Here is a 24076-nt window from a genome sequence, read left to right as displayed (position 1 = left end):
CGCCCTGAGCCGGCGGACAGACCCGGGTCACCGGTCAGCGGGCGCGGGAGGCGCGGCGGCGGACCGAGGCGAAGAGGGCGGCGGCGCCGAGGGCCAGGGCGGCGGCGCCGACGACGGCGATGTACGGGGTGCTGCCGTCCCCGCCGGTCTCGGCGAGGGACTCACCGGCGCCCGCCGCCTCCGGCCGGCCGGGCGCGGCAGATGCTTCGGGCGCGGGCGCCGGGTCGGTGGCCGGACCGGTCGTCGGGTCGGTCGTCGTGGTGGCGTCCTGGTCGCCGTGGCCGTGGTGCTCGATCGTCGACCTGTCGGCACCGGCCTCGATCTGTTCGTCGGAGGGGGCGGAGGCCGCGGGGGCGGCGTTCGCGGGGGCCTCGCCGGTCCCGTCGGCCCCCTCGGTGGCCGGGCCGGTGCCGGTCGCGCCCCCGGCGCCGGCTTCCGCGTCCGTGCCGTCGAAGGCGATGTCCGAGCAGGAGTAGAACGCCTCCGGGCTGTCCGAGCGCTGCCACACCGCGTACAGCAGGTGCGTGCCGGTGCGCTCGGGGAGGGTGCCGGAGAAGGTGTAGAAGCCGCCCGAGGCGACCGGGTCGGTGACCGTCGCCACCGGCGCGGACAGGTCCAGGTCGCTCCAGGCCAACGGCCGGGCCGGGTCGTAGCCGGGCTTGGTGAGGTACACCTCGAAGGTGCCCTTGTGCGGGGCGGTCACCCGGTAGCTGAACGTGTACGCGCCGCTGCTCACCCGGGTCGCCGGCCAGTCGGCGCGGGCCAGGTCCAGGCCCGTGAACTCCGGGTCGCCGGCGCTGCACAGCTTGCCGTCCGGGACCCGCTCCTGGTGCCGGCCGGCCGCGTCGCCGATGCGGACGCCGTTCCAGTCGTAGAGGGCCTGGGCGCCGCCCGCCGCGACCGCCGCCCGGCACGCCGCCGAGTCCGGGCTCTCCGGACCCTCGGCGTAGCACTGGGCGACCCGGCTGACCGGGTCGCCCATCGAACCGTGCGCGGACGCCGGCGCGGCGCCGAGCGCGCCCACGGCGAGCGGGACGGCGCCGAGGACGGCGACGGCGGCGGCCCTGCGGGGTGCGGGCATGGGGAACTCCTCGGGAGACGCTCGAACGGTCGCTTGCTGCGGGGGTCGGCGGGGGCCGGAACCCGTGGGGGTGATCAGCAAGCTAGACCGACGGGAGCGCGAAGTCGCCCGCCCGGGGCGGGCGACGGAGATCCTTATGGCCGCGTTAAGGCAGTGCTCAGGCTGCGCTCAGGTAACCGCGCGGGGCGGGCGGCTCACGCGTCCGGCCACCAGGTGCGGGCGATGTCCTTGCGGACCTCGGGCCGGCCGGAGGGGCGCTCGTCGCACTCTTCGCGGACCCGGCGGGAGTCCGTCGACTTCAGGGGCTTCTGCACGGTCACACGGCGCATGGCTGCCTCCTAGCGAGTCCACCGGGTTCCGTGTTCTCACGGAGGCAGACCCTTTTCGCGAGAGTTCCTCATCGTCGCGGCCCTGTCAGTGGCGGCGGTCACGATGCGGCTGTCATTGATGCCTCAGTGGTGCCTGTCACTCGTCATGGCGGTCTGTCGCCGGACGGTCACGTGGGGTGCTCGCGCGGCTCCTGGGCCAGCAGGGCCGGGAAACCGGCGGTGCGGGCGAGGTGTTCCAGGGTGTCCAGCGCGGCCACGGCGGCGGCGGCCGCCGCCGGATCGCGCTCCGCCAGACCGCTCGCGGCGAACTCGTCCTCGTCCAGCCGTCGTACGTCCGTCCCGTCGGCCGACCGCCACAGGTCCAGGTCGAGATCCTCCACGAGCAGCTCGCCGCCCGACAGCACCGCCGGGCGCGTGATGTCGCAGTACCAGCCCTTCAGGACCCCCGTACCCGACCGGACCTCCTTGATCGCGTACCAGCGGTCGCGCCAGTAGTACTCGGTGAAGACGTCACCGGCCTCGAAGCGGACGAAACCGAAGTCGCGGACGGCGGTGCCCGCCCAGGCGGCGCGGACGGTGATCCGGGTGCCGTCGTCGCCGAGCAGCCCGCCCGGATAACGGATCTTCGTGCGGCCCGCCTTGAGCAGGACCACGTCCACCGCGGTCCCCGGCTCAGCCGAGTTCACGGACATACCGCACCTCCGTCGCGCAGACTTCGTACCCGAACCACGTGTTGACCGCGAGCATCGGGCCGTTGCAGGTGTCGTTGCCCGTGATCGCCTCCCGGTAACCCGCCGCGCGGGCACGATGCAGGGAGTCGTTCTTGACCAGCTTCGCCAGACCCCGGCCCCGGAAGGCGCGGGCGGTGCCCGTCATGGCCGTGGAATAACGGGTGCCGCCGTCCGTGTGAGCGGCGGTGAAGGCGGCCGGCCGGCCGTCCACGACCGCCACCGTGGTCAGCTCCCGGTTCAGCAGCGGATGCCGCCAGGTCTCCTCGACCCACGCCGCGTAGTCCGTGAACTCCGTGTCCACATCGCCCGGTTCGTCCGCCACCGTCTCCGCGTCCAGCGCGAACAGCGGACGCGGGTCGTCCGCGAAGTCGGCGGCGGTGCGCAGTTCGACGCCCGGGGGAGGGGAGGCGAGCGGCGGGAGCGCGCCCCGCGTCAGGTCCCGGCGCAGGAAGTGCGCGCGGCGTCCCTCCCGGTACCCGCGCCGCCCGGCGAAGGCCCGGTTGCCCGGCTCGTCCAGCACCCACGCGTAGAGCCTGGTCGCGCCCTCGCCGGCCAGGTACTCCTCCGCCGTCCGGACCAGCAGCGCGCCGGCGCCCCGGCGGAGCCGGTCCGGCCGTACGTAGACGTTGAGGTACGCCTGTCCCGGCTCCGGGCTGTCCCGGACCAGCCCGACCTGGGCGGTGCCGATCACCTCGCCGTCCTCCTCCGCGACCAGGGCGCGGGCCCGGGTGCCGGGGTGGGTGCGGGCGAGGTGGTGCAGCACGGCGTCCGGCGTCCACAGGACGAACGGCAGCGCCAGATGGCGGACATGGGCGAAGTTCTCGACGTCGGCCCGGACGCCGGCTCGCAGATCGCGCACGAGGACGGTCATGTGCGGGCACGCTACGGGCCGGGCGCGGAGGTCTGCCTCCCATTTTCCGGTGGGTACGGCACCGTCGTTCCCCGGCGGGTACGGGAGAATCGGCTCGTGACCCTGAAGATCCGTATCCATGACGGCGCACCGCCCTACGAGCAGGTGCGCGCCCAGATCTCCGAGCAGGCGCGGTCGGGAGCGCTGCCGGTCGGGTACCGGCTGCCGACCGTGCGGGGCCTGGCCGAGTCGCTGGGGCTCGCCGCGAACACGGTCGCCAAGGCGTACCGGGCGCTGGAGGCGGACGGGGTGATCGAGACGCGGGGGCGCAACGGCACGTTCGTCGCCGCCGCGGGGCCGGCGGCGCGGCGGGAGGTGGCGTCCGACGCGGAGGGGTTCGCGGTGCGGGCCCGGCGGCTGGGGGTGTCGCAGGAGGAGGCGCTGGCCGCCGTGCGGGACGCGCTGCGCGCGGCTTACGGGGGGTGAGGCCCGGTTTCGGGTGCGGGTTCGGCGGGGCCGGGCGCGCGGTTCCCCGCGCCTCTTCTCGGGGTGACCGCGCGGGCTTCTTTCAGGGGCCGGGCGTGCGGGTGACCGTCAGGGACGCGGTGCGGGCCAGGCCGGCGAAGGTGATCGCGTCGTGGACGGCTGCCGCGTTCGGGTCGTTGTTGAAGTACGCGTAGACGTCCTGGTCGTCCGGCCAGGCCGCGCCGATGCGGGTGACCCAGGTCGACAGGGAGCGGCGGCCGTACCGGGGCCGGTCGCGGGCGCGGCCCTGGTGGAAGCGGACGTAACCCCAGTCGGCGGTGCGCCACAGCGGGGTGACCGGGCGGGCGCGGACGTCGGCCCAGCACAGGGCCGCGCCCCGGGCGGTGAGGACGTCGGCCACCTCCGGCGTCCACCAGGAGTCGTGCCGGGGCTCCACCGCGACCCGGACGTGCGCCGGGAAGCAGGCGAGGCAGGCGTCCAGCAGGCCCGCGTCGGCGCGCAGGGTCGGCGGGAGCTGGAGGAGTACCGGCCCGAGCCGGTCGCCGAGCCCGGCCGCGTGGGTCAGCAGGCGCCGCACCGGCTCCTCGGGGTCCCGCAGCCGCTTGACGTGGGTCAGGAACCGGCTCGCCTTGACCGCGACCACGAAGTCCCCCGGCACCCGCTCCCGCCACGCCGCGAACGTCTCCGGCGCCGGCAGCCGGTAGAACGCGTTGTTCACCTCGACGGTCGCGAAGCCCGCCGCGTACTCCTCCAGCCAGCGCCGCACCGGCAGCCCGGCCGGGTACAGCACGCCCCGCCAGTCCCGGTACTGCCAGCCCGACGTGCCGACGAACAGGGTCATACCCCCATCAAAACAGCTACAGGTACAGCCCGGCCTGCGCACCGGTCCGCATCTGGGGCAGCGCGGTCGGCGAGGTGCCCCGGCGCAGCGCGTACAGCTCCGCCAGCGTGGCGCCCTCGCGGCCGAGGCCCTCCTCGGTGCCGAGCCAGTGCGCCGCCTCCGCGCGGGTGAGCGGGCCGACCTCGATCCGGGCCAGACAGCGGCCGGGACGGACGACGGCGGGGTGCAGGCGCTCCAGGTCCTCGTTGGTGGTGACGCCGACCAGGACGTTGCGGCCCTGGCCGAGCAGGCCGTCGGTGAGGTTCAGCAGCCGGGACAGGGCCTGCCCGGCGGTGTGCTTGGCCTCGCCGCGGATCAGCTCGTCGCAGTCCTCCAGGAGCAGCAGCCGCCAGCGGCCGGTGCCGGTGGAGTCGTCGTCCTCGCCGATGGCGATGTCCATCAGATAGCCCACGTCGGCGAAGAGGCGCTCGGGGTCGAGGACGCAGTCCACCTGGCACCAGTCCCGCCAGGACCGGGCCAGGGTGCGCAGCGCGGAGGTCTTGCCGGTGCCGGGCGGGCCGTGCAGCAGGAGCAGCCGGCCCGCGATGTTCTCCGGGCCGGTCTTCATCAGGCGGTCCAGCGCGTCCGCCACCGGCGCGGTGTAGTTGGGCCGCACCTCCTCCCACGTACCGGCGGAGATCTGCCGGGTGGTGCGGCGCGGGCCGCAGCGCGGGGAGAGGTGCCAGAAGCCCATCGGCACGTTCTCCGGCCGGGGCTCGGGCTCGTCCGCCGCGCCGTCGGTGGCCTCGGCGAGGACCTTCTCGGCCAGCTCCGGGCCGGTCGCGGTCACGGTGACGTCGGCGCGCCGGTTCCAGCGGGAGACCAGCACGGTCCAGCCGTCGCCCTCCGCGAGGACGGAGCTGCGGCCGTCGTCCTGGGCGGCCCGCAGGACCCGCGCGCCGGGCGGCAGGAGCGTCGCGCCGGAACGCACCCGGTCGATGCCGGCCGCCTGCGAGTACGGCTGCTCGCCCGTCGCGAACCGGCCGAGGAACAGCGCGTCGACGACATCGGTGGGGGAGTCGCTGTCGTCGAGGTGAAGCCGGATCGGCAGTGTGTCGTGCGGGTTCGCTGACATACCGCCATGATCCGGCAGGGGGGCGGCGCGTGCACCCGGTTTCCCCGGGCCCCCGCCGCCCCCGCGCTCAGGCGTCCGCGCCGCCGAGCCGCCCGCGCAGCCGCCGGGCCCGGCGGAGCACCGCGTACCCCTTGGTCAGGGCCCGGTCCCGGGCGAAGGCGCGGGCGATCCCGCGGCCCTCCAGCAACCGGGCGAACTCCCGCGCCCCGGTGGTGCGGCGCACCGTCAGGCGGCGCAGAGCGTACGGGCCCTGGGAGCGGCGGGCCGGCCCGTTGCCCACGGCGAGGGCCTGCGCGTACCCCGCCTCGCGGACCGCGGCCCGCACCCGGCGGTCGGAATAGCCGTACGGGTACGCGAACGACACGGGGACGGTGCCCAGTTGGCCGGTGAGGATCTCCGTGCAGCGGATCAGCTCGTGCCGCAGGGCGCCGGCGCCGAGCTGGTCGAGCTGCGGGTGGGTGTGGCTGTGCCCGCCGATCTCCAGGCCGGCGTCGGCGAGCGCGCGGACCTGGTCCCAGTCGAGCATGGTGTCCAGGGCGCCGCCGGTGTCGTACGGGCCCCGGAGCCAGCCGGTGGAGACGAACAGGGTGGCCGGGAAGCCGTGTTTCGCGAGCACCGGCAGGGCGTGGCGGTGCACGCCCTCGTAGCCGTCGTCGAAGGTGATCAGCACCGGGCGGCGCGGCAGCGGGCGGCCGGAGCGCCAGGCCCCGGCCAGGTCCGCCGTCGTCACCGGGGTCAGCCCCCGCTCGGCCACCGCCGCCATCTGCTCCGCGAACGCCCGGGGGGTCACCGACAGCGCCCGGGTGGCGTCGTCCGGCTCGTCGGCGACGGCGTGATACATCAGCACCGGCACGGGGGCGTCAGCCATCGCCGCCTCCTCGCCCCGGAACGCCCGCCTGCCCGGCACCCGGCCCGGGGCCGCCCCCGCCGACCGGACCCGGCGCGAACGCCGCCGCCCCCCGGCGGGCGCGGACCGTGCCCAGCAGATAGGCGCTCGCCGCCGTGAGCACGCCGGTGACGATGGCGCCCGCGCGGGCGGCGCCGCCGGGGCGGGCGAGCAGGGCGTCCCGCAGGCCGCGGGCCACCCCGGCGGGCAGCACCCGGGTGACGTACCGGCGTTCGGATTCGAGCCCCTTCGCCGCGCCGACGCTCCGCGCGACCAGGGCCTTGGACAGGCCCTCGGCGTAGGTGCGGGCGCGGAAGTAGGCGAAGCGCTCGCGGGGCGCGGGCACCCGGTGGTGGACGACCGCGCGGTCGTCGATGAGCAGCACCGCGCCGGGGCGGGCCCGGGTGAGGCGGATGCAGAGTTCCGTCTCCTCGCCGCCCAGCGGGCGCCGGTCGCCGTCGCGTCCGATGCCGGTGGCGAAACCGCCCGCCGCGTCGAACGCCGCGCGCCGGAAGGAGGCGTTGCCGCCGAGCACGTTGCGCACCCGCGCCCGGCCCGGCGGCAGGCCGCGGTACGTGCAGCCCACCACCCAGTCGAACTCCTCCGGGAACCAGGCGGGCCGCCGCCCCGACGCCCAGACGGGTTCGGTGCGCCCGCCGACGGCCATGACCGCCGGGTCGGCGTACGCCGAGGCGAAGTACGCCAGCCACTCCCGCTCGGCCACCGCGTCGTCGTCGAGGAAGGCGACCACCTCCCCCCGGGAGGCGGCGATCCCCGTGTTGCGGCCCGCGGACAGCCCGCGCGGGCCCGCGTTGGCGAGCACCCGCACGTCCGGGACCTCCTTGTACTCCCTGGCCAGCCGGTCCAGGAGCGCCTCGTGGTGGTCGACGACCAGCAGCGTCTCCAGGGCCGGCCGGGACTGCGCCCGCACCGAGGAGACCGCGGCGAGGATGTCCGCCCAGCGGTCCTCGGTGTAGGCGCAGATCACCACGGAGATGCCGGGCGAACCGCTCAAGGCGTCCTCCCGCGCACCGCGTCGGGCGCCGGCGCGGGTGTACGGCCGCGCAGCGCCCGCCGGTTGGACCGCTCCCGGAGGATCACCCTGAGCACCCGCAGCCCGTCCCGCACCGCCCGCAGATTGCTCACGCCGTGGATGCGCAGATATTCGTGGCTGGGTATCTCCTGGACCCTGAGTCCCGCCTTGACGACCCGGATGTTCATCAGGGTCTCGACCTCGAAGCCGGTGCAGTCCAGGTCGATCTTGTCCAGGCAGTGCCGCCAGAAGGCGTTGTAGCCGTAGCACAGGTCGGTGTAGCGGGCGCCGAACTTCTGGTTGACGGCCGCGCACAGGACGCGGTTGCCGAGCCTGCGGACGAACGTCATGTCGTCGGTGCCGCCGCCGTTGGCGAACCGCGAGCCCTTGGCGAAGTCCGCGCCGGAGACCAGCGCGGAGACGTAGGAGAGGATCTCCTGGCCGTCGGCGGAGCCGTCCGCGTCGACCATCACGATGATGTCGCCGGTGCACGCCTGGAACCCGGTGATCAGCGCGTCCCCCTTGCCCTTGCCGCGCTGCTCGATCACCTTGACGTCCGGCCACAGCTCCCGCGCGACCTCGACGGTGCCGTCGGTGGAGTTGCCGTCCACGAGCACCACCTCGTGCACCCAGTCGGGCAGCGTCTTGAAGACGTACGGCAGGTTCTCCGCCTCGTTCATCGCGGGAATCACCACGCTCACCGGCGGCGCGATGGCCAAATGGGTGGAGACGGGCCGGTATTTGCCGACGGCCGGCGGATGCCCGCCCCTCGTCGCCGGCTGCGGGAATGAACTCATGGGTCTGGTCCCTCTCGTCCGGCGGACCGCCGCCCCGGAGCGGTCCGGCACTGTATCCCGGTTCGAAAGGGGGGTGGTTCTCCTCCGCGTCACGGACGACTCACGCTCCGTGTCCGTCGGAGGAGTCGGCAAAACCGGCCGGTGCCGCGGCAGAACGGCAGCCGGCCTTGCGGCACGACCGGCCCGGCCACCTCGACGGTCACCGGGCACGGCACCCCCCTACCGCGCCCTCACCCGGTCCGCCGCGGTCCCTGAGCCCTCCCCTGGAGCCGCGTACCGACGTACCTGTGCGGGTGAGTTGTCTGACGGTATTGACGATTGAACCCGTATGGCAAGGCTCGGATCGAGCCCTCACGTTTTTGTTGTTTTGCTGTCATCCGTTCAGATGCCGGGCCTCAATCTGGCGTAGTCGGCAAGGGCCGTCAAGACCGCCTATTCGGCATGAGGACTTCCTGTCAACACGCGTAGCTGGTACGACGGTCCTGGCAGAGAACCTGCTAAAGGGAGGTTCCATGAGACGTTTCCGGCTCGCCGGTTTTCTGAGTTCCCTCTTCCTCGCCGTCGGTGTCACCCTCACCGGCGCCGCCTCCGCTCATACGTCCGAACAGCTCGCCCCCGGTGGCTATGTGGCCCTCGGCGACTCCTACGCCTCCGGGGTGGGAGCGGGCTCCTACATCGCCGCCAGCGGTGACTGCAAGCGCAGCACCAAGGCGTACCCCCAGTTGTGGGCCGCCGCCCACGCCCCCTCGTCCTTCGACTTCACGGCCTGCGCCGGCGCTCGTACGAGTGACGTCACCGCCGGCCAGCTCGCCCCGCTCTCCGCCGCCACCGACCTGGTCTCGATCACCATCGGCGGCAACGACGCCGGTTTCGGCGACGCCATGACGACGTGTGTCCTGCAGTCCGACAGCGCCTGCCTGGACCGGATCGCCACCGCCCGCGCCTACGTCGAATCCACGCTGCCCGGCCGCCTGGACAGTGTCTACACGGCCGTCCGCAGCAAGGCCCCCAACGCCCATGTCGTCGTCCTCGGTTACCCCCGCTTCTACAAGCTGGGCACCACCTGCATCGGTCTGTCGGAGACCAAGCGCAAGGCCATAAACGATGGCTCCGACCTGCTGAACACCACGATCGCGAAGCGCGCCGCCGACCACGGCTTCACCTTCGGTGACGTCCGTACGACCTTCACCGGCCACGAGATCTGCTCCGGCAGCTCCTGGCTGCACAGCGTGAACTGGCTGAACATCGGCGAGTCCTACCACCCCACGGCGGCCGGCCAGTCCGGCGGCTACCTCCCCGCCCTGAACAGCGCCGACAACGCCTGACCCGTCAGCCCCCTCCCGGGGAGCCGGAAGCGGAAGGAGAGGAGGCCCCGCCCGTCGGGGTCTCCGTCCCGGTCCCCGTCTCACAGGTCACCGAGAACGCCACCCGGTTCGACGTGACGTCCACCGGGCCCCGCACCTCCACCCCGATCCGTCCGGTCACCGTGCCGCCCTCCTCGTACGCCGTCACGGTCAGCGTGTCCTCGGCGGACCTCCCGCCGCCCTCGGGCAGCGACAGTGTCCGCCAGGTGTGCCCCGGCAGCGCCCCGTCGCCGGTCACCCAGCGGTACTCGACCTCCGCCGGCAGCCTCCCCACCGTGAACGTCGCCGTGAACCCGGGCGCGTCCGCGTGCGGCGGCGGACAGGACCCCGAGTACTCCGGGTGCGAGCCGGCCACGCGCACCCGCACCGACTGCGGCGTCGGCGAACCGCTCGGACCGCCCTCCTCGTCCTCGCCGCCGGAAGCGGCCGTGCTGGGCTCCGGGCTCGGTTCCGCCCCGCTCTCCGAGGGGCCCGGCGCGGCGGAACTCGCGCCCCCGCCCCGCCCGTCGTACTCCCCGCCCCCGTCCTCCCGGTCCAGCAGTACGTACGTCAGTGCGGCCAGCGCCAGCACCAGGGCGGCCAGGCCGGCGACCAGCGCGACGGCCGCCCGGCGGTCCCGGCGCGGGGAACCGGCCGCCGCCGTACCGTCCGGCGCGGCCGTCGTCGCCGGGGGCGGCCCCGGGAAGGGAGGGGCCGGCGGGCCGGGCACGGGACGCGCCACGGCCGTCGGCGCGAGCGGGGGGACCGGCACCGTGTCCGCCCGCGGGGTGCCGCCCGCCCCGACGATCCGCAGTTCCCGCTCGGCCCGCTCGGCGGGCGGCCGCGCCGCCGGGTCCTTGCGCAGCAGCTCCTCGATGACGGGGGCGAGGGCACCGGCCCGCCGGGGCGGCGGCAACTCCTCGTCCACGATCGCCCGCAGCGTGCTCAGCGGCGTGTCCTGACGGAACGGGGAGACCCCCTCGACCGCCGCGTACAGCAGCACGCCCAGCGACCACAGGTCGGACTCGGGCCCCGGCGTGCGCCCCAGCGCCCGCTCCGGCGCGAGGAACTCCGGGGAGCCGATGACCTCACCGGTCAGGGTCAGCGCCGAGCTGCCCTCGACCATGGCGATCCCGAAGTCGGTGAGCACCACCCGGCCGTCGTCGGCCAGCAGCACATTGCCCGGCTTCACGTCCCGGTGCAGCACCCCCGCCCCGTGCGCCGCCCGCAGCGCGGCCAGTACCTCCGCGCCGATGTGCGCGGCCCGCGCGGGCGGCAGCGGGCCGTCCGCCTCCAGGTGTCCGGCCAGGGACAGGCCCCGGACCAGCTCCATGACGATCCAGGGGCGGCCGCCGTCGGTGGCCACGTCGTACACGGTGACCACGCCGGGGTGGGAGATCCGGGCCGCCGCCCACGCCTCGCGCTCCAGCCGGGCGTACATGCGCCGCACGTCGGTGTCCGGCAGCCCGGCGGGCGCCCGGACCTCCTTGACGGCGACCTCGCGGTGCAGCACCTCGTCGCGGGCGCGCCACACCGTGCCCATGCCGCCCTCGCCCAGCGGGGACAGCAGGCGGTAGCGGCCGGCGATCACACGCTCCCCACCGGGTTCTCCGAACACCGGCGCCCCCTATGACGTCTCGGGTGATTCTGCCGGATCTCTTCCCAAAAGTAGCCCAACCGAGTGCGGATGCCGCCCTCCTGGGCACCGGTCCGGGACGGCGACACGCCCCGGGCCGCCACCGGCCGGGAGCCGGCCGCGTCATCACGGGCCGTGACGGTGCCACCCGTCCGTGGCCCGGACCGGCCCCCGACGAGGCATGTTGTCCAACTCGCCCTGAAAGCTGACGGATTCGGAGAGTGATCGTCAACACCCTTGCGGGGTAGGTAAATCCTGTGACCGCGATACACGAGTGCCCCGAGGGGGCGATAGGGTTACCCTTCCCGGGCCGGGTGGACTCGTACGGGTGGGGAGTGACATGGAACAGATAACAGTGCGCAGCAGGGCGAGGGTCCCTGCGATCACCTGCGGGAGCAGCGCGACCAGCTCGCGTCTGGACCGCCATCTCGCGGTGCTGGGCGGCCCCGCCGTCCCGCAGCGCGAGACGGTCGAGGCGACCTCGCTGATCGTCGAGCTGACCACGCGTGAGCCCGCGCACGAGAGCAGCGGCCGACGTGCCCGGGTACGCCGGGTCTCGCTCTTCGCACCACTGCGCCGACTGCGCCGCTCCCTCTTCGGCGGTAACTGAAAGACCCGCACCCCGGCGGCCACACCGTCCCGGCACGCGCCGCGCCCGCGTCGACCGTCATCCCCACGGCACGCGGCGGCGCCCCGGTGTGCTCCCGGGTGCGGGCCCTCACCCGGCCCGGTACCCCGCCCGGCTCACCCCGCGAGGGAACCGCGCCGCCCGGCCGGCCCGGCGACCCTCGTCCCGCACGAGCAGTCCCGTACGAGCAGTCCCGCGCGGACCCCGGCCCGCATCGCCGCGCACCGGAACACCGACCGGCCCGGCTCCAGCCCGCCCGGCACTAGATCAAGGCCAGTTGCCCCTCGGGTCCCTCTTCGCGGTCGTCCAGGACGGAGGCGGGGCGGCGGGCCGCGGCGGGGATCGGGAGGACGCCCGCCTCGTGGAGTTCGGGCGTGGTGATCGGGGCGGTGAGGGTCAAGTCGCCGGCCGTCGAGCGGACCTCGGCGAGCAGGGCCAGGACCGTGATCAGTTCCAGCAGCTCGGAGGTCCAGCTCTGCGGCCAGTGCGCGGGGCGGATCGCGGCGAGGGTGCCCGGCTCGGCCTCGGCGGTGCGGGCCGCGAACCAGCGCTCCAGCACCCGCTGCCCGCCCGCCTCGGCGTCCCAGGCGGCCGGCGGCACCGGTGAGACGCGGCCCTCGTCGAGGTACAGGGCCTCCTCCTCGCGGTCGTAGCGCAGGGTCAGCGGGCGGGGCGGCAGCGGGGCGCGGACGTACGGGCGCCGGCCGCCCGGCAGCTTGGGGCGCTCGCCGTCGCGGCGCATCAGCCACAGCGCCCGGTGGCCGAGCGCGACCCCGCGCGCCCACAGCCCGGGGTCCGCGGTGAGCGGCACGACCGGGCCGGGGCGGACCGCGGTCACCGTCCAGGCCAGTACGTCCAGCGGGTCGGGGCGGGTGCCGAGACGGGCGGCCAGGTGGTCCAGCAGACCCGGCGCCAGGTTGGGTTCCGCGCCGCCGGGGCGCCGGTGGAACGGGCGGACCCGGCCCGGCCCGAACAGCGGGAGCAGCGAGGTGGCCAGGAGCGGGGCGGGCGCGTCGGGAGTCTCGACGACGAAGACCTGCCGCGCGTCCGCCACCCGCCACAGCTCCGGACGGGCCGCGTCGATCAGCCGGTGGTCCGGGATCAGCCACTGCTCGTCGAAGGGCGCCCGCAGCACCCGTACCGGCTCCGGGCACGGACCCGAGGCGCGGGCCAGCCTCCCGGTGCCGCCCGCGCCGCCCGGCAGCCGCCCGACCGCCGTGTGCAGGGACCGGGCGCGGGTCGGTTCCAGCAGCGCTTCCCGGTCCGGGCCCTCGGCCTTCATCAGCGCGTCCCAACGCGCCTTCAGGGACGCCGCGTCGGGAGCCGCCGGCCAGCCCCGGCCGAGCCGGGGCGGTGCGACGGACCACGGCATGAGGTCCGCCAGCGGCGGAGCGTCGTCGTGCGTCACGCCCGGCATCGTACGACGGGCGGCCCCGGCGGTCAGGTGGCGTCCAGCGTGACGGTGAAGGAGAAACGGTCCCCCCGGTAGTGGATGACCGCCACGTCCAGCACCCGCCCCGCCGAGTCGTAGGTGATGCCCGTGTAGTGCAGGATCGGGCTGAGCAGCGGCACGTCCAGCAGCCGGGCCGTCTCCGGGTCCGCGAGCCGGGCCTCGACGGTGTCCGTGATGCGGCTGATGTCCGCGCCCACCACGTCCCGCAGCACCTTCGTCATCGGCCAGCGGGCCAGGTCGTCCGGGTCGATCCGGGCCGCCAGTTCCGGACGGACGTGGTTGTGCGCGTGGTTGGTGGGCTCACCCGTCTTCTCGTCGCTGCGCAGCCGGTGGTACGTCGCCACCTCCGCCAGATCCGGGAAGTACTCGGCGAGGCCGGGCGGCACGGGGACGGTGCCCCGGTCCAGCAGCTCGGTCTTCATGCCGGACTGCTGGGCCACGATCGCGTCCACCGAGCCCAGCAGCTTCACCGGGGCGGCCCGCAGCGCGTGCGGCTCGATGAAGGTGCCGCGCCGCCGGTGCCGGGTGATCAGCCCCTCGTCCTCCAGCTCCTTCAGCGCCTGCCGCATGGTCAGCACGCTCACCCCGTAGTGCCCGGCCAACTGCTCCTCGGTGGGCAGCCGCAGCGGGTCCTGGGGCGAGCGGCCCAGTATCGAGGCGCGCAGCGACTGCGAGACCTGATACCAGAGCGGCAGCTTGCGGTTCAGGACGACGGAGTCCGGGGCGAAGGAGGTCACGGGCCCATCCGTACCGGTAGGCGATCGCTCAGTGCAAGGGGCGGAAGTGCCGCTGGAGGCCCCGCCACACGTCGTCGTACCCCTGTTGCAGGTGCGGCGCCCCGGCGGCCTGGGGCGTCAGGAGCACCGGCCAGCGGGTCTCGAACATGAATGCCAGCCCGTCATCGACCTTCTGCGGGCGCAGGCCGGCCGCGCTCGCCCGGTCGAAGGTCTCCCGGTCCGGGCCGTGCGCCGACATCATGGTGTGCAGCGAACCGCCGCCCGGCACGAACCCTTCCGCCTTCGCGTCGTACGCCCCTTCGATCAGGCCCATGTACTCGCTCATCACGTTCCGGTGGAAGTACGGCGGCCGGAAGGTGTCCTCGCCCACCAGCCAGCGCGGCGCGAACACCACGAAGTCCACGTTCGCGAGCCCCGGGGTGTCGGACGGCGAGGTCAGCACCGTGAAGATCGACGGGTCGGGGTGGTCGTACGAGATGCTCCCCAGCACGTTGAAGCGGCGCAGGTCGTAGACGTACGGGACGTGGTTGCCGTGCCAGGCGACGACGTCGAGGGGGGAGTGGTCGTAGGTGGCCGTCCACAGGTTGCCGCAGTACTTGTTCACCACCTCCACCGGGCCCTCGACGTCCTCGTACGCCGCGACCGGGGCACGGAAGTCCCGGGGGTTGGCGAGTCCGTTGGCGCCGATCGGGCCGAGGTCGGGGAGGCGGAACGGGGCGCCGTAGTTCTCGCAGACGTACCCCCGGGCCGTGCCGTCCAGCAGCTCGACGCGGAACCGCACCCCGCGCGGGACCAGCGCGATGTGGCCCGGCTCGGCGTGCAGCAGCCCGAACTCGGTGCGCAGCAGCAGGCCGCCGCGCTCGGGGACGATCAGCAGCTCGCCGTCGGAGTCGCCGAAGACGCGGCGCATGCCGGCGGTGGCGTGGTACAGGTGCACGGCCATGCCGGTGCGCTGGGCCGCGTCGCCGTTGCCGCCCAGGGTCCACAGCCCGGCCAGGAAGTCGGTGCCCCCGGGCGGCTCGGGCAGCGGGTTCCAGCGCAGCCGGTTGGGGTCGGGGACCGTCTCGGTGAACGGGGCGGTCCGCACGCCGCCGTTGCCGGTGCGGGTGAACGCCGGGTGGGCGGCCGACGGGCGGACGCGGTAGAGCCACGAGCGGCGGTTCTGGGCCCTCGGCTCGGTGAAGGCGGTGCCGCTCAGTTGCTCCGCGTACAGGCCGAGCGGCGCGCGCTGCGGCGAGTTGCGGCCCTCGGGCAGCGCGCCCGGCACCGCCTGCGAACTGTGCTCGTTGCCGAATCCCGACAGGTAGGACAGCCCTTCGGCGGTCTTCCGCGCGTCCCCGCTCATGCTCGCTCCCTCGCGCGCTCGATTCCTCTGCATCACCGTAGGATTGCGGTTTCCGGTGCGCAAGGGGTACGCACCTCCGACCCCAGGTGGATTCCGCGGTCGGACCCGTGTTCTAGGCTCCGCTCATGACGTGGACGCGGAGACCCTTCGCCGCGCTCGCGGTCTGTGTCCTGTTGCTGACCGGAACCGCGGGCTGCGGCTCCAGTGACGCCGACGAGCCGGAGCGGACGGCCTCGGCCGCGCCCGCGGGCCGGCTCCTGGACGCCACCGACGAGGACGGCCGGACGCTGCGCGAGGTCGACGGCGAGGACGCCCCCGAGGTCGGCATCGAGGTGCAGCCGGAGGACGGCGCGGGCTGGGACGTCCGCCTCACCGTCCGCGGCTTCCGCTTCTCGCCCGCCGGCACCGCGCGGCAGGCGGTGGCCGGCCGGGGGCTGGCGTACCTCTTCGTCGACGGCGACCTGGTCGCCGAGCTGCGCGGACCCGACCACCGCATCCCCGACAAGCTGGTGCCGCGCGGCACCCACCACGTCACCGCCCGGCTCGGCGCCGACGACGGCACCGTCTGGGCCGTCGACGGCGAGCCGGTGCAGAGCACGGCGGACATCACCGCCTCCGGACCGGTGACCGTGGGCCCCGCCGCGGGGGACGCCGCGCCGGCCTCCGGCGGGAGGGCGTCATGAGCGGCGTGCCCCCCGCGTCCTCGCTGCGCCGCGCCCCCGTCCAGCGGCGCAGCGCCGAACGGCTGACCAAGATCCTCGACGCCTGCGCCCACCTCCTCGACGAGGTCGGCTACGACGGGCTGAGCACCCGGGCGGTCGCCCAGCGCGCCGGGGTGCCCATCGGCTCGGTGTACCGCTTCTTCGGCAACAAGCGGCAGATGGCCGACGCGCTGGCCCAGCGCAACCTGGAGCGGTACGCGCAGCGCGTGACCGAGAGGCTCGCGGAGACCGGCGGCGACGGTGGCTGGCGCGCGGCGCTGGACGCGGTGCTCGACGAGTACCTCGCCATGAAGCGGACCGCGCCCGGCTTCTCCCTCGTCGACTTCGGCAACCAGATCCCGGTCGGCGACCGCCCCGCCGCCCCCAACCACCGTGTCGCCGACCGCCTCACCGACCTGCTCGCCGGCCACCTCGACCGCCGCCCCGACGACGATCTGCGCCGGGTGTTCCTGGTCGCCGTGGAGACCGCCGACACCCTGGTCCAGCTCGCCTTCCGGATCACCCCGGAGGGCGACCCGAAGATCATCGACGAGGCCCGGGGGCTGCTGCGGGCGTATCTGGGGCGGGTACTGGACTGAGGCCCCGCGCCCGTCGCGCCCGGTGGCGGCGGTGCGTCCCGCACGTCCGGGGCTGAGGGGGTTCGTACGCGCCTGGTGGCGGCGGTGCGTCCCGCACGTCCGGGGCTGAGGGGCTCGTGCGCGCCCGGCGCCGACGGTGCGTCCCATGCCCGGGGTGGAGGGGCCCCGTGCGCGCCCCGTGGCCACGGAGTGTCCCGCATCTCCCTCCCCGGCATGCCAACCGGTCGGTATGCTCGCTGCCACGCTCCACGTCCGTGTGCCGCCGCCCCGCTCACCGGGAGGACCCGTGTCCCGCACCGCCCTGCGTATCTGCCCCCTGTGCGAGGCCACCTGTGGCCTGACCCTGACCGTCGACGGCAGCCGGGTGACCGCCGCCCGCGGCGACGCCGACGACGTGTTCAGCCGGGGGTTCGTCTGCCCCAAGGGCGCCTCCTTCGGCGCCCTCGACGCCGACCCGGACCGGCTGCGCACCCCCCTGGTACGCCGCGACGGCGAACTCCGCCCGGCCAGTTGGGAAGAGGCGTTCGACGCGGTCGCCGCGGGCGTCCGGCCGGTCGCCGAGCGGTACGGCCCCCATGCCGTCGGCGTCGTCCTCGGCAACCCCAACGTGCACACCGTGGCCGGAGCCCTCTACCCGTCCCTCCTGATCGGCGGCCTCGGCACCCACAGCGTCTTCACCGCCTCCACCCTCGACCAGATGCCCAAGCACGTCTCCAGCGGACTCCTCTTCGGCGACGCCAATGCCATCCCCGTACCGGACCTGGACCGCACCGACCACCTCCTGCTGCTCGGCGCCAACCCCCTGGAGTCCAACGGCAGCCTGTGCACCGCCCCCGACTTCCCCGGCAAGCTCAAGGCGCTGCGCGCCCGCGGCGGCACCCTCACCGTCGTCGACCCGCGCCGCACCCGCACCGCCCGGCTCGCCGACCGGCACGTGCCGATCCGCCCCGGCACCGACGCGCTGCTGCTGGCGGCGATCGCCCAGGTCCTCTTCCAGGAGGAGCTGACCGACCTCGGCGCGCTCGCCCCGCACCTGCACGGCGTCGCCGAACTCCGCGCCGCGCTCCAGGACTTCACCCCGGAGGCCGTCGCCGGCGCCTGCGACGTGACGCCCGACGAGACCCGCGCCCTCGCCCGTGAACTCGCCGCCGCCCCCACCGCCGCCGTCTACGGCCGCATCGGCACCTGCACCGTCCCGTACGGCACCCTGGCGAGCTGGCTGGTGGACGTCCTCAACATCCTCACCGGCAACCTCGACCGGCCCGGCGGCGCGCTCTTCCCGCAGGCCGCCACCGACCGGACCCCGCGCCCCGCCGGACCCGGGCACGGCTTCGCCCTGGGCCGCTGGCACTCCCGGGTGAGCCGGCACCCCGAGGCCAAGGGCGAACTGCCGCTCTCCGCGCTCGCCGAGGAGATCGACACCCCCACCCCCGACGGCGAACCGATCCGCGCGCTCGTCGCCGTCGCCGCCAACCCCGTGCTCTCCGCACCCGACGGCGACCGCCTCGACAAGGCGCTGGGCTCCCTGGACTTCATGGTGAGCGTCGACCCCTACCTCAACGAGACCGCACGCCACGCGCACGTCGTCCTGCCGCCGCCCCCGCCCGCCCAGAGCCCGCACCACGACTTCGCCCTCAACACCCTCGCCGTCCGCAACCAGGTCCGCTACACCCGCCCCGCCGTCCCCCTGGAACCGGGCCGGATGGCCGAGACCGAGATCCTCGCCCGCCTGGTCCTCGCCGCCACCGGCGGACACGGCACCGACCCCGGCGCCGTCGACGCCCTGGTCGTCGACCGGACCCTCGCCAAGGCCGTCACCGAACCGCACTCCCCGGTCCACGGCCGCGACCCCCGCGCCCTGGCCTCCCTGCTCACCGGCGCGGACGGCCCCGAACGACGGCTCGACCTGATGCTGCGCCTCGGCCCGTACGGCGACGGCTTCGGCGCCCGCCCCGACGGCCTGACCCTGGACAGACTCCTCGCCCACCCGCACGGCATCGACCTCGGCCCGCTCCGCCCCCGCCTCCCGCAACCGCTCAAGACCCGCACCGGCAAGGTGGAACTCCTGCCCGCCCCCCTCGCCGCCGACCTGCCCCGGCTGAAGCGGGCCCTGACCGACCGCCCCGCCGGACTGGTCCTGGTCGGCCGCCGCCATCTGCGCTCCAACAACAGTTGGCTGCACAACGTCCCCGCCCTCACCGGCGGCTCCAACCGCTGCACGCTGCACCTCCACCCCGAGGACGCCGCCCGCCTCGGCGTCCGCGACGGGGCGCCGGTACGGGTCAAGGGCGCCGGGGGAGCGGTGACCGTCCCCGCCGAGATCACCGACGGCGTCCGGCCCGGCGTGGTCAGCCTCCCGCACGGCTGGGGCCACGACCGCCCCGGCACCCGGCTGACCCACGCCGCGACCGCGCCCGGCGCCAACGTCAACCAGCTCCTCGACGGCGCGGCGCTGGACCCGCTGTCCGGCAACGCGGTCCTCAACGGCGTACCAGTGACGGTCAGCACCACCGCGTGACCAGGAGTTCTGCGCTTATTGCTCGCGTGTCAACATCTTGTTAACGCCGTCCGGGGGCACCTAACGTCGTCGCACCGCCGGTCCCAGGTGGGATGTTCAAAGGCGAACGTTAGGTACTCACTCATGCTGACCATCCTCGGCTTCGCCATGATCGCGACCTTCCTGGTCCTGATCATGCTGAAGAAGATGTCGCCGATCGCGGCGCTCGTGCTGATCCCCGCGCTGTTCTGCGTGATCGTCGGCAAGGGTGCCCACCTCGGCGACTACGTCATCGACGGCGTCTCCAGCCTCGCCCCCACCGCCGCGATGCTCATGTTCGCGATCGTCTACTTCGGGGTGATGATCGACGTCGGCCTGTTCGACCCGGTCGTCCGCGCGATCCTGCGCTTCTGCAAGGCCGACCCGATGCGCATCGTCGTCGGCACCGCGCTGCTCGCCGCGATCGTCTCCCTGGACGGCGACGGCTCCACCACGTTCATGATCACCGTGTCGGCGATGTACCCGCTCTACAAGCGGCTGAAGATGAGCATGGTCGTGCTGACCGGCGTCGCCGCCATGGCCAACGGCGTGATGAACACCCTCCCCTGGGGCGGCCCCACCGCCCGCGCGGCCACCGCCCTCAAGGTGGACGCCACCGACATCTTCGTCCCGATGATCCCGGCCCTCGCCGCCGGCCTGCTGTTCGTCATCGTCCTCTCCTACGTCCTCGGCGTCCGCGAACGCAGGCGGCTGGGGACCCTGACGCTGGACGAGGTGCCGGCCGAGGAGAAGGAGACCGTCCTGGTCGGCGCGGGCGGTGACGCGAGCGGTACCGGGCCCGCCCGGACGACCGGCTCCGGCGCCCCCGGGACCGACGACGACGGCTTCCAGGGCCTGGACCCCGACCGGCCCACCCTGCGGCCCAAGCTGTACTGGTTCAACGCGCTGCTCACGGTCGCCCTGCTCGCCGCCATGATCATGGAGCTGCTGCCGATCCCGGTGCTCTTCCTGATCGGCGCCGCCCTCGCGCTCACCGTCAACTTCCCGCACATGCCCGACCAGAAGGCCCGGATCGCCGCCCACGCCGAGAACGTCCTCAACGTCTCCGGCATGGTCTTCGCCGCCGCCGTCTTCACCGGCGTCCTCACCGGCACCGGCATGGTCGACCACATGGCCGACTGGCTGGTGGGCGCCGTCCCCGAGGGCATGGGCCCGCACATGGCCCTGGTCACCGGCCTGCTCAGCCTGCCGCTCACCTACTTCATGTCCAACGACGGCTTCTACTTCGGCGTCCTGCCGGTCCTCGCCGAGGCCGGCCAGGCCCACGGCGTCTCCACACTGGAGATCGCCCGCGCCTCCATCGTCGGCCAGCCGCTGCACATGTCCAGCCCGCTGGTGCCCGCCGTGTACGTCCTCGTCGGCATGGCCAAGGTCGAGTTCGGCGACCACACCCGGTTCGTCGTGAAGTGGGCGGCCCTCACCTGCCTCGTCGTCCTCGGCGCGGGCATCCTGTTCGGCATCATCTGACCTCGCGTACGGAGGGAACGACCATGGGGCCCGGTGGGAACCGCGGCTGGCTGCTCCGCCTCGTCATCGCCTTCTCCTTCGCGCAGGGGGCGGTGTCGATGGCCCGGCCCGCCGTCTCCTACCGGGCCCTCGCGCTCGGCGCGGACGAACGGGCCGTCGGCGTCATCGCGGGCGTCTACGCGCTGCTGCCGCTGTTCGCCGCCGTACCGCTGGGCCGCCGCACCGACCAGGGCCGCTGCGCGCCCCTGCTGCCCGCCGGGGTCGTGCTCATCTCCGGCGGCTGCGCGCTCAGCGGCCTCGCCGGGTCGCTGGGCACGATGGCGCTGTGGAGCGGCGTGATGGGCCTCGGCCACCTGTGCTTCGTGATCGGCGCGCAGTCGCTGGTCGCCCGCCGGTCGGCGCCCCGGGAACAGGACCGCAACTTCGGCCACTTCACCATCGGCGCCTCGCTCGGCCAGCTCGTCGGCCCCATCGCCGCGGGCGCGGTCGTCGGCGGCTCCGACATGGCCCGCAGCAGCGCCCTCGCCCTGGTGGCGGCGGGCGCCGGCGGGGCGGTCGCGCTGACGTCCCTGTGGCGCATCGAGGACCGTACGGCCGTGAAGGCGTCCGCCGGGCCGGGCGCCCGCGTCCCGGTCGGCCGCATCCTGCGGGCCCGGGGCGTCCCGGCCGGCATGCTGGTCAGCCTCTCCGTGCTCTCCGCGACCGACATCCTCACCGCCTACCTGCCGGTGGTCGGCGAACACCGGGGCATCGCGCCCTCGGTGGTCGGCGTCCTGCTCAGCCTGCGGGCGGCGGCCACGATCGCCTGCCGGCTGGTACTGACGCCGCTGCTGAAGCTGATGGGCCGCACCGCGCTGCTGACGACCACGTGTCTGCTGGCCGCGCTGCTGTGCGCGGGCGTCGCGCTGCCGCTGCCGGTCTGGGCCCTGGCCCTGGTCCTGGTCGTACTGGGCTTCTGCCTCGGCGTGGGCCAGCCGCTGTCCATGACCACCGTCGTCCAGGCCGCCCCGGCCGAGGCCCGCTCCACCGCCCTCGCCCTGCGCCTCACCGGCAACCGCCTCGGCCAGGTCGCGGCCCCGGCGGCGGCCGGCCTGATCGCGGGCCCGGCGGGCCCGGCCGCCCCCTTCCTGCTCCTGGCCACCCTCCTCCTGACCTCCTCGGCGGTCTCCCTCCGCTCCCCCCACCCCACCCCCCGCCAGGCCCCCCACCCGACCCCCGACCGAACCCCGAACCCCCACCCCTGACCCACCCACCCGGCAGCCCCCGCACCGCCCTACCCCGCACCGCCCCACCCCACGGGCGCCGCACCGGCCCACTCCGCGGTGGCAGTCGTGCCGGCCCACTCCGCAGTGGCCGCCTCGGCCCAGTCTGCGGTGGCCGTGCCGGCCCGGTCCGCAGGGGCCGCACCGGCCCACTCCGCGGTGGCCGTACCGGCCCGGTCCGCGGGCGCCGCACCGCCCCACCCCGCGGGCGCCGCACCGCCCCACCCCGCGGGCGCCGCACCGGCCCACTCCGCGGGGGCCGCACCGGCCCGGTCCGCGGGCGCCGCACCGGCCCACTCCGCGGGGGCCGCACCGGCCCGGTCCGCGGGCGCCGCGCCCGCCCAATCCGCGGGCAGTCGTGCCGCCTGGGGCGGCACGGGTGGGCGCGGGCGGCACCCCGCAACGCCGGGCCGCGCAACGCCCCGACGGCAACCGAACCCACGCCGACCGCGCAACGCCCCGCCGGTACAACGCCCCGCCGGTACAACGCCCCGCCGGAACAACGCCCCGCACCCCCCCCGGAGCCAACCCGTCCGGTTTCTCGTCCTTCGAATACTCCCCCCGAATCCCGCCCCACCCCTTCCCCACCCCCGCACAATCCGTTAACTTCCGTCACCCACAAGCCGCCCCGTACAGCGACACCCCGCACGAGGCGACCCGACCGCGGAGCACCAGCGCACCAGCGTTCAAGTGAGCCTTCGGGGGCACCCTCATGACACGCGCCATCTCCCTGCACGACGTGAGCAAGACCTACACCCGAGGCGTCCGCGTGGTGGACCGCCTCTCCCTGGACATCGCGCCCGGCGAGTTCCTCGTCCTCCTGGGCCCCTCCGGCTGCGGCAAGTCCACCGTCCTGAGAATGATCGCCGGCCTGGAGGAGATCACCGAGGGCCAGTTGCTGCTGGACGGCGCGTACGCCAACGACCTGCTCCCCGCCGAGCGCCGCATGGCGATGGTCTTCCAGAACTTCGCCCTGTACCCGAACATGACCGGCCGGGGAAACATCGGCTTCCCCCTGCGCGTCGAGAACCCCCAGGCCGACCCCGGCCCACGCGTCGACGCCACCGCCCGGATGCTCGGCATCGAGGACCTCCTGGACCGCCTCCCCGCCCAGTTGTCCGGCGGTGAGCGCCAGCGCGTCGCCATGGGCCGGGCCATCGCCCGCCACCCCTCGGCCTTCCTGATGGACGAACCGCTGTCCAACCTGGACGCCAAACTCCGCAACCACCTGCGCGCCGAGATCACCAAGCTCACCCGCGAACTCGGCGTCACCACGGTGTACGTCACCCACGACCAGTCCGAGGCGATGTCGCTGGGCGACCGGGTCGCCGTCCTGCGCGGCGGGGTGCTCCAGCAGGTCGACACGCCCCGCCGGGTCTACGCGCTGCCCGCCAACGTCTTCGTCGCCGCCTTCATCGGCACCCCGCGCATCAACCTGCTGCGCGGCCTGATCCGCGCCCCGCTGGACGGCGCGATGACCATCAGCCTCGGCAAGCAGTACCTGCGGCTGCCCGAACCGCTCAGCCTCGACCACCAGTTGCTCCGCGTCCAGCAGGGCCGCGAGGTCATCGTCGGCCTGCGCTCGGAGGCCGTCCGGATCGCCAAGCCGGCCTCCGCCCGCCCCGGCGAGGTGCTGATCACCGGGCTGGTGGAGCACGTGGAGTTCCAGGGCCACGAGGCCCTCGTGCACTTCGACACCGGCTCCCGCCCCGCCGTCGTCCCCGAACTGGAGGCCCCGCGCCCCGTCCGCCCGGCCCGGCGCCGCCGCCGCGAGGGCACCGTTCTGGACAAGCTGAAGGAGCGCGCGGGCGCCCTGCGCGCCGGCCCCGTGGTCGTCCTGGACGACCCGCAGGACCGGGACCGCGACCGGGACCGCCACCGCGACCGGGACGGGGACGGGGACCCCGGTGGCCGGGAGGACCCCGTACCCCCCGAGGGCCGCCTCCCCGGCGACCTGATCGTCCGTACCACCCCGGACATCGACCTGCGCCGGGGCATGCAGGTCCCCCTCCTCGTCGACCTCGCCCACCTGTTCGTCTTCGACCAGCACGGCGAGCGGATCTGCCCCGCCCCGGCGAGGCTGCCGGACCTGGAGGAGTGAGGGCCGGGCGGGGGAGGGTGAGCCGCGCCATGGCGGCCGCCTCTGGTGCCGGAAAACTAACGGCGCTAGTTTGGGCCTCGGACGACGAGGACCGCCCGG

At 74.6% G+C, this 24076-nt stretch carries 22 protein-coding genes; 9 read left to right on the top strand and 13 right to left on the bottom strand.

The features are described from left to right. Positions 1-34: 34 nt before the first annotated feature. The 4 genes from ACFY32_RS10415 to ACFY32_RS10400 form a co-directional block, all read right to left on the bottom strand. Positions 35-1081, bottom strand: a complete 1047-nt coding sequence (locus ACFY32_RS10415; protein ID WP_390673892.1) for a lytic polysaccharide monooxygenase — start codon at positions 1079-1081, stop codon at positions 35-37. Between the two features lie 194 nt (positions 1082-1275). Then, entirely contained in the window at positions 1276-1410 is a 135-nt protein-coding gene (locus ACFY32_RS10410) for a hypothetical protein (protein ID WP_359203166.1), read from the bottom strand. A 167-nt stretch (positions 1411-1577) separates the two neighbouring features. After that, the gene (locus tag ACFY32_RS10405) at positions 1578-2102 is read right to left on the bottom strand and encodes a DUF402 domain-containing protein (RefSeq protein ID WP_359203163.1); all 525 of its coding nucleotides are present in this window, start codon (positions 2100-2102) and stop codon (positions 1578-1580) included. Beyond that, positions 2083-3012: a GNAT family N-acetyltransferase gene (locus tag ACFY32_RS10400; RefSeq protein WP_359203160.1), complete on the bottom strand. Its 930-nt coding sequence runs from the start codon at positions 3010-3012 to the stop codon at positions 2083-2085. The genes ACFY32_RS10405 and ACFY32_RS10400 overlap by 20 nt, the downstream gene beginning before the upstream one ends. Before the next feature lie 96 nt (positions 3013-3108). On the opposite strand from ACFY32_RS10400, the gene ACFY32_RS10395 reads away from it, so the two are divergent. Next, positions 3109-3477, top strand: coding sequence for a GntR family transcriptional regulator (locus tag ACFY32_RS10395; protein ID WP_359203157.1), 369 nt, complete (start codon positions 3109-3111; stop codon positions 3475-3477). Between the two features lie 82 nt (positions 3478-3559). On the opposite strand, the gene ACFY32_RS10390 is transcribed toward ACFY32_RS10395, so the two are convergent. From ACFY32_RS10390 to ACFY32_RS10370, 5 genes are all read right to left on the bottom strand, one after another. Continuing rightward, the gene (locus tag ACFY32_RS10390) at positions 3560-4318 is read right to left on the bottom strand and encodes a DUF72 domain-containing protein (RefSeq protein WP_390673891.1); all 759 of its coding nucleotides are present in this window, start codon (positions 4316-4318) and stop codon (positions 3560-3562) included. A gap of 16 nt (positions 4319-4334) precedes the next feature. Then, positions 4335-5432 carry a DUF5925 domain-containing protein gene (locus tag ACFY32_RS10385; RefSeq protein ID WP_359203151.1) on the bottom strand — a complete coding sequence of 366 codons (1098 nt, stop codon included), beginning with the start codon at positions 5430-5432 and terminating at the stop codon, positions 4335-4337. A gap of 67 nt (positions 5433-5499) precedes the next feature. Next, on the bottom strand, positions 5500-6300 hold the full coding sequence (locus tag ACFY32_RS10380; RefSeq protein WP_390673890.1) for a polysaccharide deacetylase family protein: 801 nt from the start codon (positions 6298-6300) through the stop codon (positions 5500-5502). Further along, positions 6293-7333, bottom strand: a complete 1041-nt coding sequence (locus ACFY32_RS10375; protein ID WP_390673889.1) for a glycosyltransferase family 2 protein — start codon at positions 7331-7333, stop codon at positions 6293-6295. The genes ACFY32_RS10380 and ACFY32_RS10375 overlap by 8 nt, the downstream gene beginning before the upstream one ends. After that, a complete protein-coding gene (locus ACFY32_RS10370; protein ID WP_359203143.1) occupies positions 7330-8148 on the bottom strand; it encodes a glycosyltransferase family 2 protein in 819 nt (272 codons plus the stop codon). Before ACFY32_RS10370 ends, ACFY32_RS10375 begins: the two co-directional genes overlap by 4 nt. 512 nt (positions 8149-8660) lie before the next feature. Between ACFY32_RS10370 and ACFY32_RS10365 the strand changes: the two genes are divergently transcribed. Further along, entirely contained in the window at positions 8661-9473 is an 813-nt protein-coding gene (locus ACFY32_RS10365; protein WP_390673888.1) for an SGNH/GDSL hydrolase family protein, read from the top strand. Between the two features lie 4 nt (positions 9474-9477). Here ACFY32_RS10365 and ACFY32_RS10360 read toward each other — a convergent pair whose 3' ends face one another. Then, complete coding sequence (locus tag ACFY32_RS10360; protein ID WP_390673887.1) at positions 9478-11109, bottom strand: serine/threonine-protein kinase; 1632 nt, start codon at positions 11107-11109, stop codon at positions 9478-9480. A 358-nt stretch (positions 11110-11467) separates the two neighbouring features. On the opposite strand from ACFY32_RS10360, the gene ACFY32_RS10355 reads away from it, so the two are divergent. Continuing rightward, positions 11468-11737, top strand: coding sequence for a hypothetical protein (locus ACFY32_RS10355; protein ID WP_359203137.1), 270 nt, complete (start codon positions 11468-11470; stop codon positions 11735-11737). Positions 11738-12017: 280 nt separating this feature from the next. Here ACFY32_RS10355 and ACFY32_RS10350 read toward each other — a convergent pair whose 3' ends face one another. Genes ACFY32_RS10350 through hmgA form a run of 3 tightly spaced genes read right to left on the bottom strand, consistent with a single transcriptional unit; the run spans position 12018 to position 15290 of the window. Further along, complete coding sequence (locus tag ACFY32_RS10350) at positions 12018-13172, bottom strand: type ISP restriction/modification enzyme (RefSeq protein WP_390673886.1); 1155 nt, start codon at positions 13170-13172, stop codon at positions 12018-12020. A gap of 23 nt (positions 13173-13195) precedes the next feature. Then, positions 13196-13945: a GntR family transcriptional regulator gene (locus tag ACFY32_RS10345; protein ID WP_390673885.1), complete on the bottom strand. Its 750-nt coding sequence runs from the start codon at positions 13943-13945 to the stop codon at positions 13196-13198. Between the two features lie 28 nt (positions 13946-13973). Next, positions 13974-15290 carry a homogentisate 1,2-dioxygenase gene (gene hmgA, locus ACFY32_RS10340; RefSeq protein WP_359203130.1) on the bottom strand — a complete coding sequence of 439 codons (1317 nt, stop codon included), beginning with the start codon at positions 15288-15290 and terminating at the stop codon, positions 13974-13976. 125 nt (positions 15291-15415) lie between these two features. On the opposite strand from hmgA, the gene ACFY32_RS10335 reads away from it, so the two are divergent. The 6 genes from ACFY32_RS10335 (at position 15416) to ACFY32_RS10310 (ending at position 23977) form a co-directional block, all read left to right on the top strand. Beyond that, positions 15416-15973 carry a hypothetical protein gene (locus ACFY32_RS10335; protein ID WP_359203128.1) on the top strand — a complete coding sequence of 186 codons (558 nt, stop codon included), beginning with the start codon at positions 15416-15418 and terminating at the stop codon, positions 15971-15973. Next, on the top strand, positions 15970-16590 hold the full coding sequence (locus tag ACFY32_RS10330) for a TetR/AcrR family transcriptional regulator (protein ID WP_390673884.1): 621 nt from the start codon (positions 15970-15972) through the stop codon (positions 16588-16590). Before ACFY32_RS10335 ends, ACFY32_RS10330 begins: the two co-directional genes overlap by 4 nt. A 286-nt stretch (positions 16591-16876) precedes the next feature. Further along, on the top strand, positions 16877-19108 hold the full coding sequence (locus tag ACFY32_RS10325) for a molybdopterin oxidoreductase family protein (RefSeq protein WP_359203122.1): 2232 nt from the start codon (positions 16877-16879) through the stop codon (positions 19106-19108). A 123-nt stretch (positions 19109-19231) separates the two neighbouring features. Next, positions 19232-20614, top strand: a complete 1383-nt coding sequence (locus tag ACFY32_RS10320) for a citrate:proton symporter (RefSeq protein ID WP_359203120.1) — start codon at positions 19232-19234, stop codon at positions 20612-20614. Between the two features lie 23 nt (positions 20615-20637). Continuing rightward, complete coding sequence (locus ACFY32_RS10315; RefSeq protein WP_390673883.1) at positions 20638-21858, top strand: MFS transporter; 1221 nt, start codon at positions 20638-20640, stop codon at positions 21856-21858. 730 nt (positions 21859-22588) lie between these two features. Continuing rightward, the gene (locus tag ACFY32_RS10310; RefSeq protein WP_359202135.1) at positions 22589-23977 is read left to right on the top strand and encodes an ABC transporter ATP-binding protein; all 1389 of its coding nucleotides are present in this window, start codon (positions 22589-22591) and stop codon (positions 23975-23977) included. Positions 23978-24076 lie beyond the last annotated feature (99 nt).

Source organism: Streptomyces sp. NPDC000134 (assembly GCF_042899225.1).
Lineage (GTDB): Bacteria > Actinomycetota > Actinomycetes > Streptomycetales > Streptomycetaceae > Streptomyces.
The sequence above is the reverse complement of the archived record's forward strand: the minus strand, read 5'-3'. Positions and strand labels throughout refer to the sequence as shown.

What these genes read in the sequence shown, in the direction of transcription:
- ACFY32_RS10415 (WP_390673892.1), bottom strand. Translation starts at nt 1,081, where the DNA reads ATGCCCGCACCCCGCAGGGCCGCCGCCGTCGCCGTCCTCGGCGCCGTC.
- ACFY32_RS10410 (WP_359203166.1), bottom strand. Translation starts at nt 1,410, where the DNA reads ATGCGCCGTGTGACCGTGCAGAAGCCCCTGAAGTCGACGGACTCCCGC.
- ACFY32_RS10405 (WP_359203163.1), bottom strand. Translation starts at nt 2,102, where the DNA reads ATGTCCGTGAACTCGGCTGAGCCGGGGACCGCGGTGGACGTGGTCCTG.
- ACFY32_RS10400 (WP_359203160.1), bottom strand. Translation starts at nt 3,012, where the DNA reads ATGACCGTCCTCGTGCGCGATCTGCGAGCCGGCGTCCGGGCCGACGTC.
- ACFY32_RS10390 (WP_390673891.1), bottom strand. Translation starts at nt 4,318, where the DNA reads ATGACCCTGTTCGTCGGCACGTCGGGCTGGCAGTACCGGGACTGGCGG.
- ACFY32_RS10385 (WP_359203151.1), bottom strand. Translation starts at nt 5,432, where the DNA reads ATGTCAGCGAACCCGCACGACACACTGCCGATCCGGCTTCACCTCGAC.
- ACFY32_RS10380 (WP_390673890.1), bottom strand. Translation starts at nt 6,300, where the DNA reads ATGGCTGACGCCCCCGTGCCGGTGCTGATGTATCACGCCGTCGCCGAC.
- ACFY32_RS10370 (WP_359203143.1), bottom strand. Translation starts at nt 8,148, where the DNA reads ATGAGTTCATTCCCGCAGCCGGCGACGAGGGGCGGGCATCCGCCGGCC.
- ACFY32_RS10365 (WP_390673888.1), top strand. Translation starts at nt 8,661, where the DNA reads ATGAGACGTTTCCGGCTCGCCGGTTTTCTGAGTTCCCTCTTCCTCGCC.
- ACFY32_RS10355 (WP_359203137.1), top strand. Translation starts at nt 11,468, where the DNA reads ATGGAACAGATAACAGTGCGCAGCAGGGCGAGGGTCCCTGCGATCACC.
- ACFY32_RS10350 (WP_390673886.1), bottom strand. Translation starts at nt 13,172, where the DNA reads ATGCCGGGCGTGACGCACGACGACGCTCCGCCGCTGGCGGACCTCATG.
- hmgA (WP_359203130.1), bottom strand. Translation starts at nt 15,290, where the DNA reads ATGAGCGGGGACGCGCGGAAGACCGCCGAAGGGCTGTCCTACCTGTCG.
- ACFY32_RS10335 (WP_359203128.1), top strand. Translation starts at nt 15,416, where the DNA reads ATGACGTGGACGCGGAGACCCTTCGCCGCGCTCGCGGTCTGTGTCCTG.
- ACFY32_RS10330 (WP_390673884.1), top strand. Translation starts at nt 15,970, where the DNA reads ATGAGCGGCGTGCCCCCCGCGTCCTCGCTGCGCCGCGCCCCCGTCCAG.
- ACFY32_RS10320 (WP_359203120.1), top strand. Translation starts at nt 19,232, where the DNA reads ATGCTGACCATCCTCGGCTTCGCCATGATCGCGACCTTCCTGGTCCTG.
- ACFY32_RS10315 (WP_390673883.1), top strand. Translation starts at nt 20,638, where the DNA reads ATGGGGCCCGGTGGGAACCGCGGCTGGCTGCTCCGCCTCGTCATCGCC.
- ACFY32_RS10310 (WP_359202135.1), top strand. Translation starts at nt 22,589, where the DNA reads ATGACACGCGCCATCTCCCTGCACGACGTGAGCAAGACCTACACCCGA.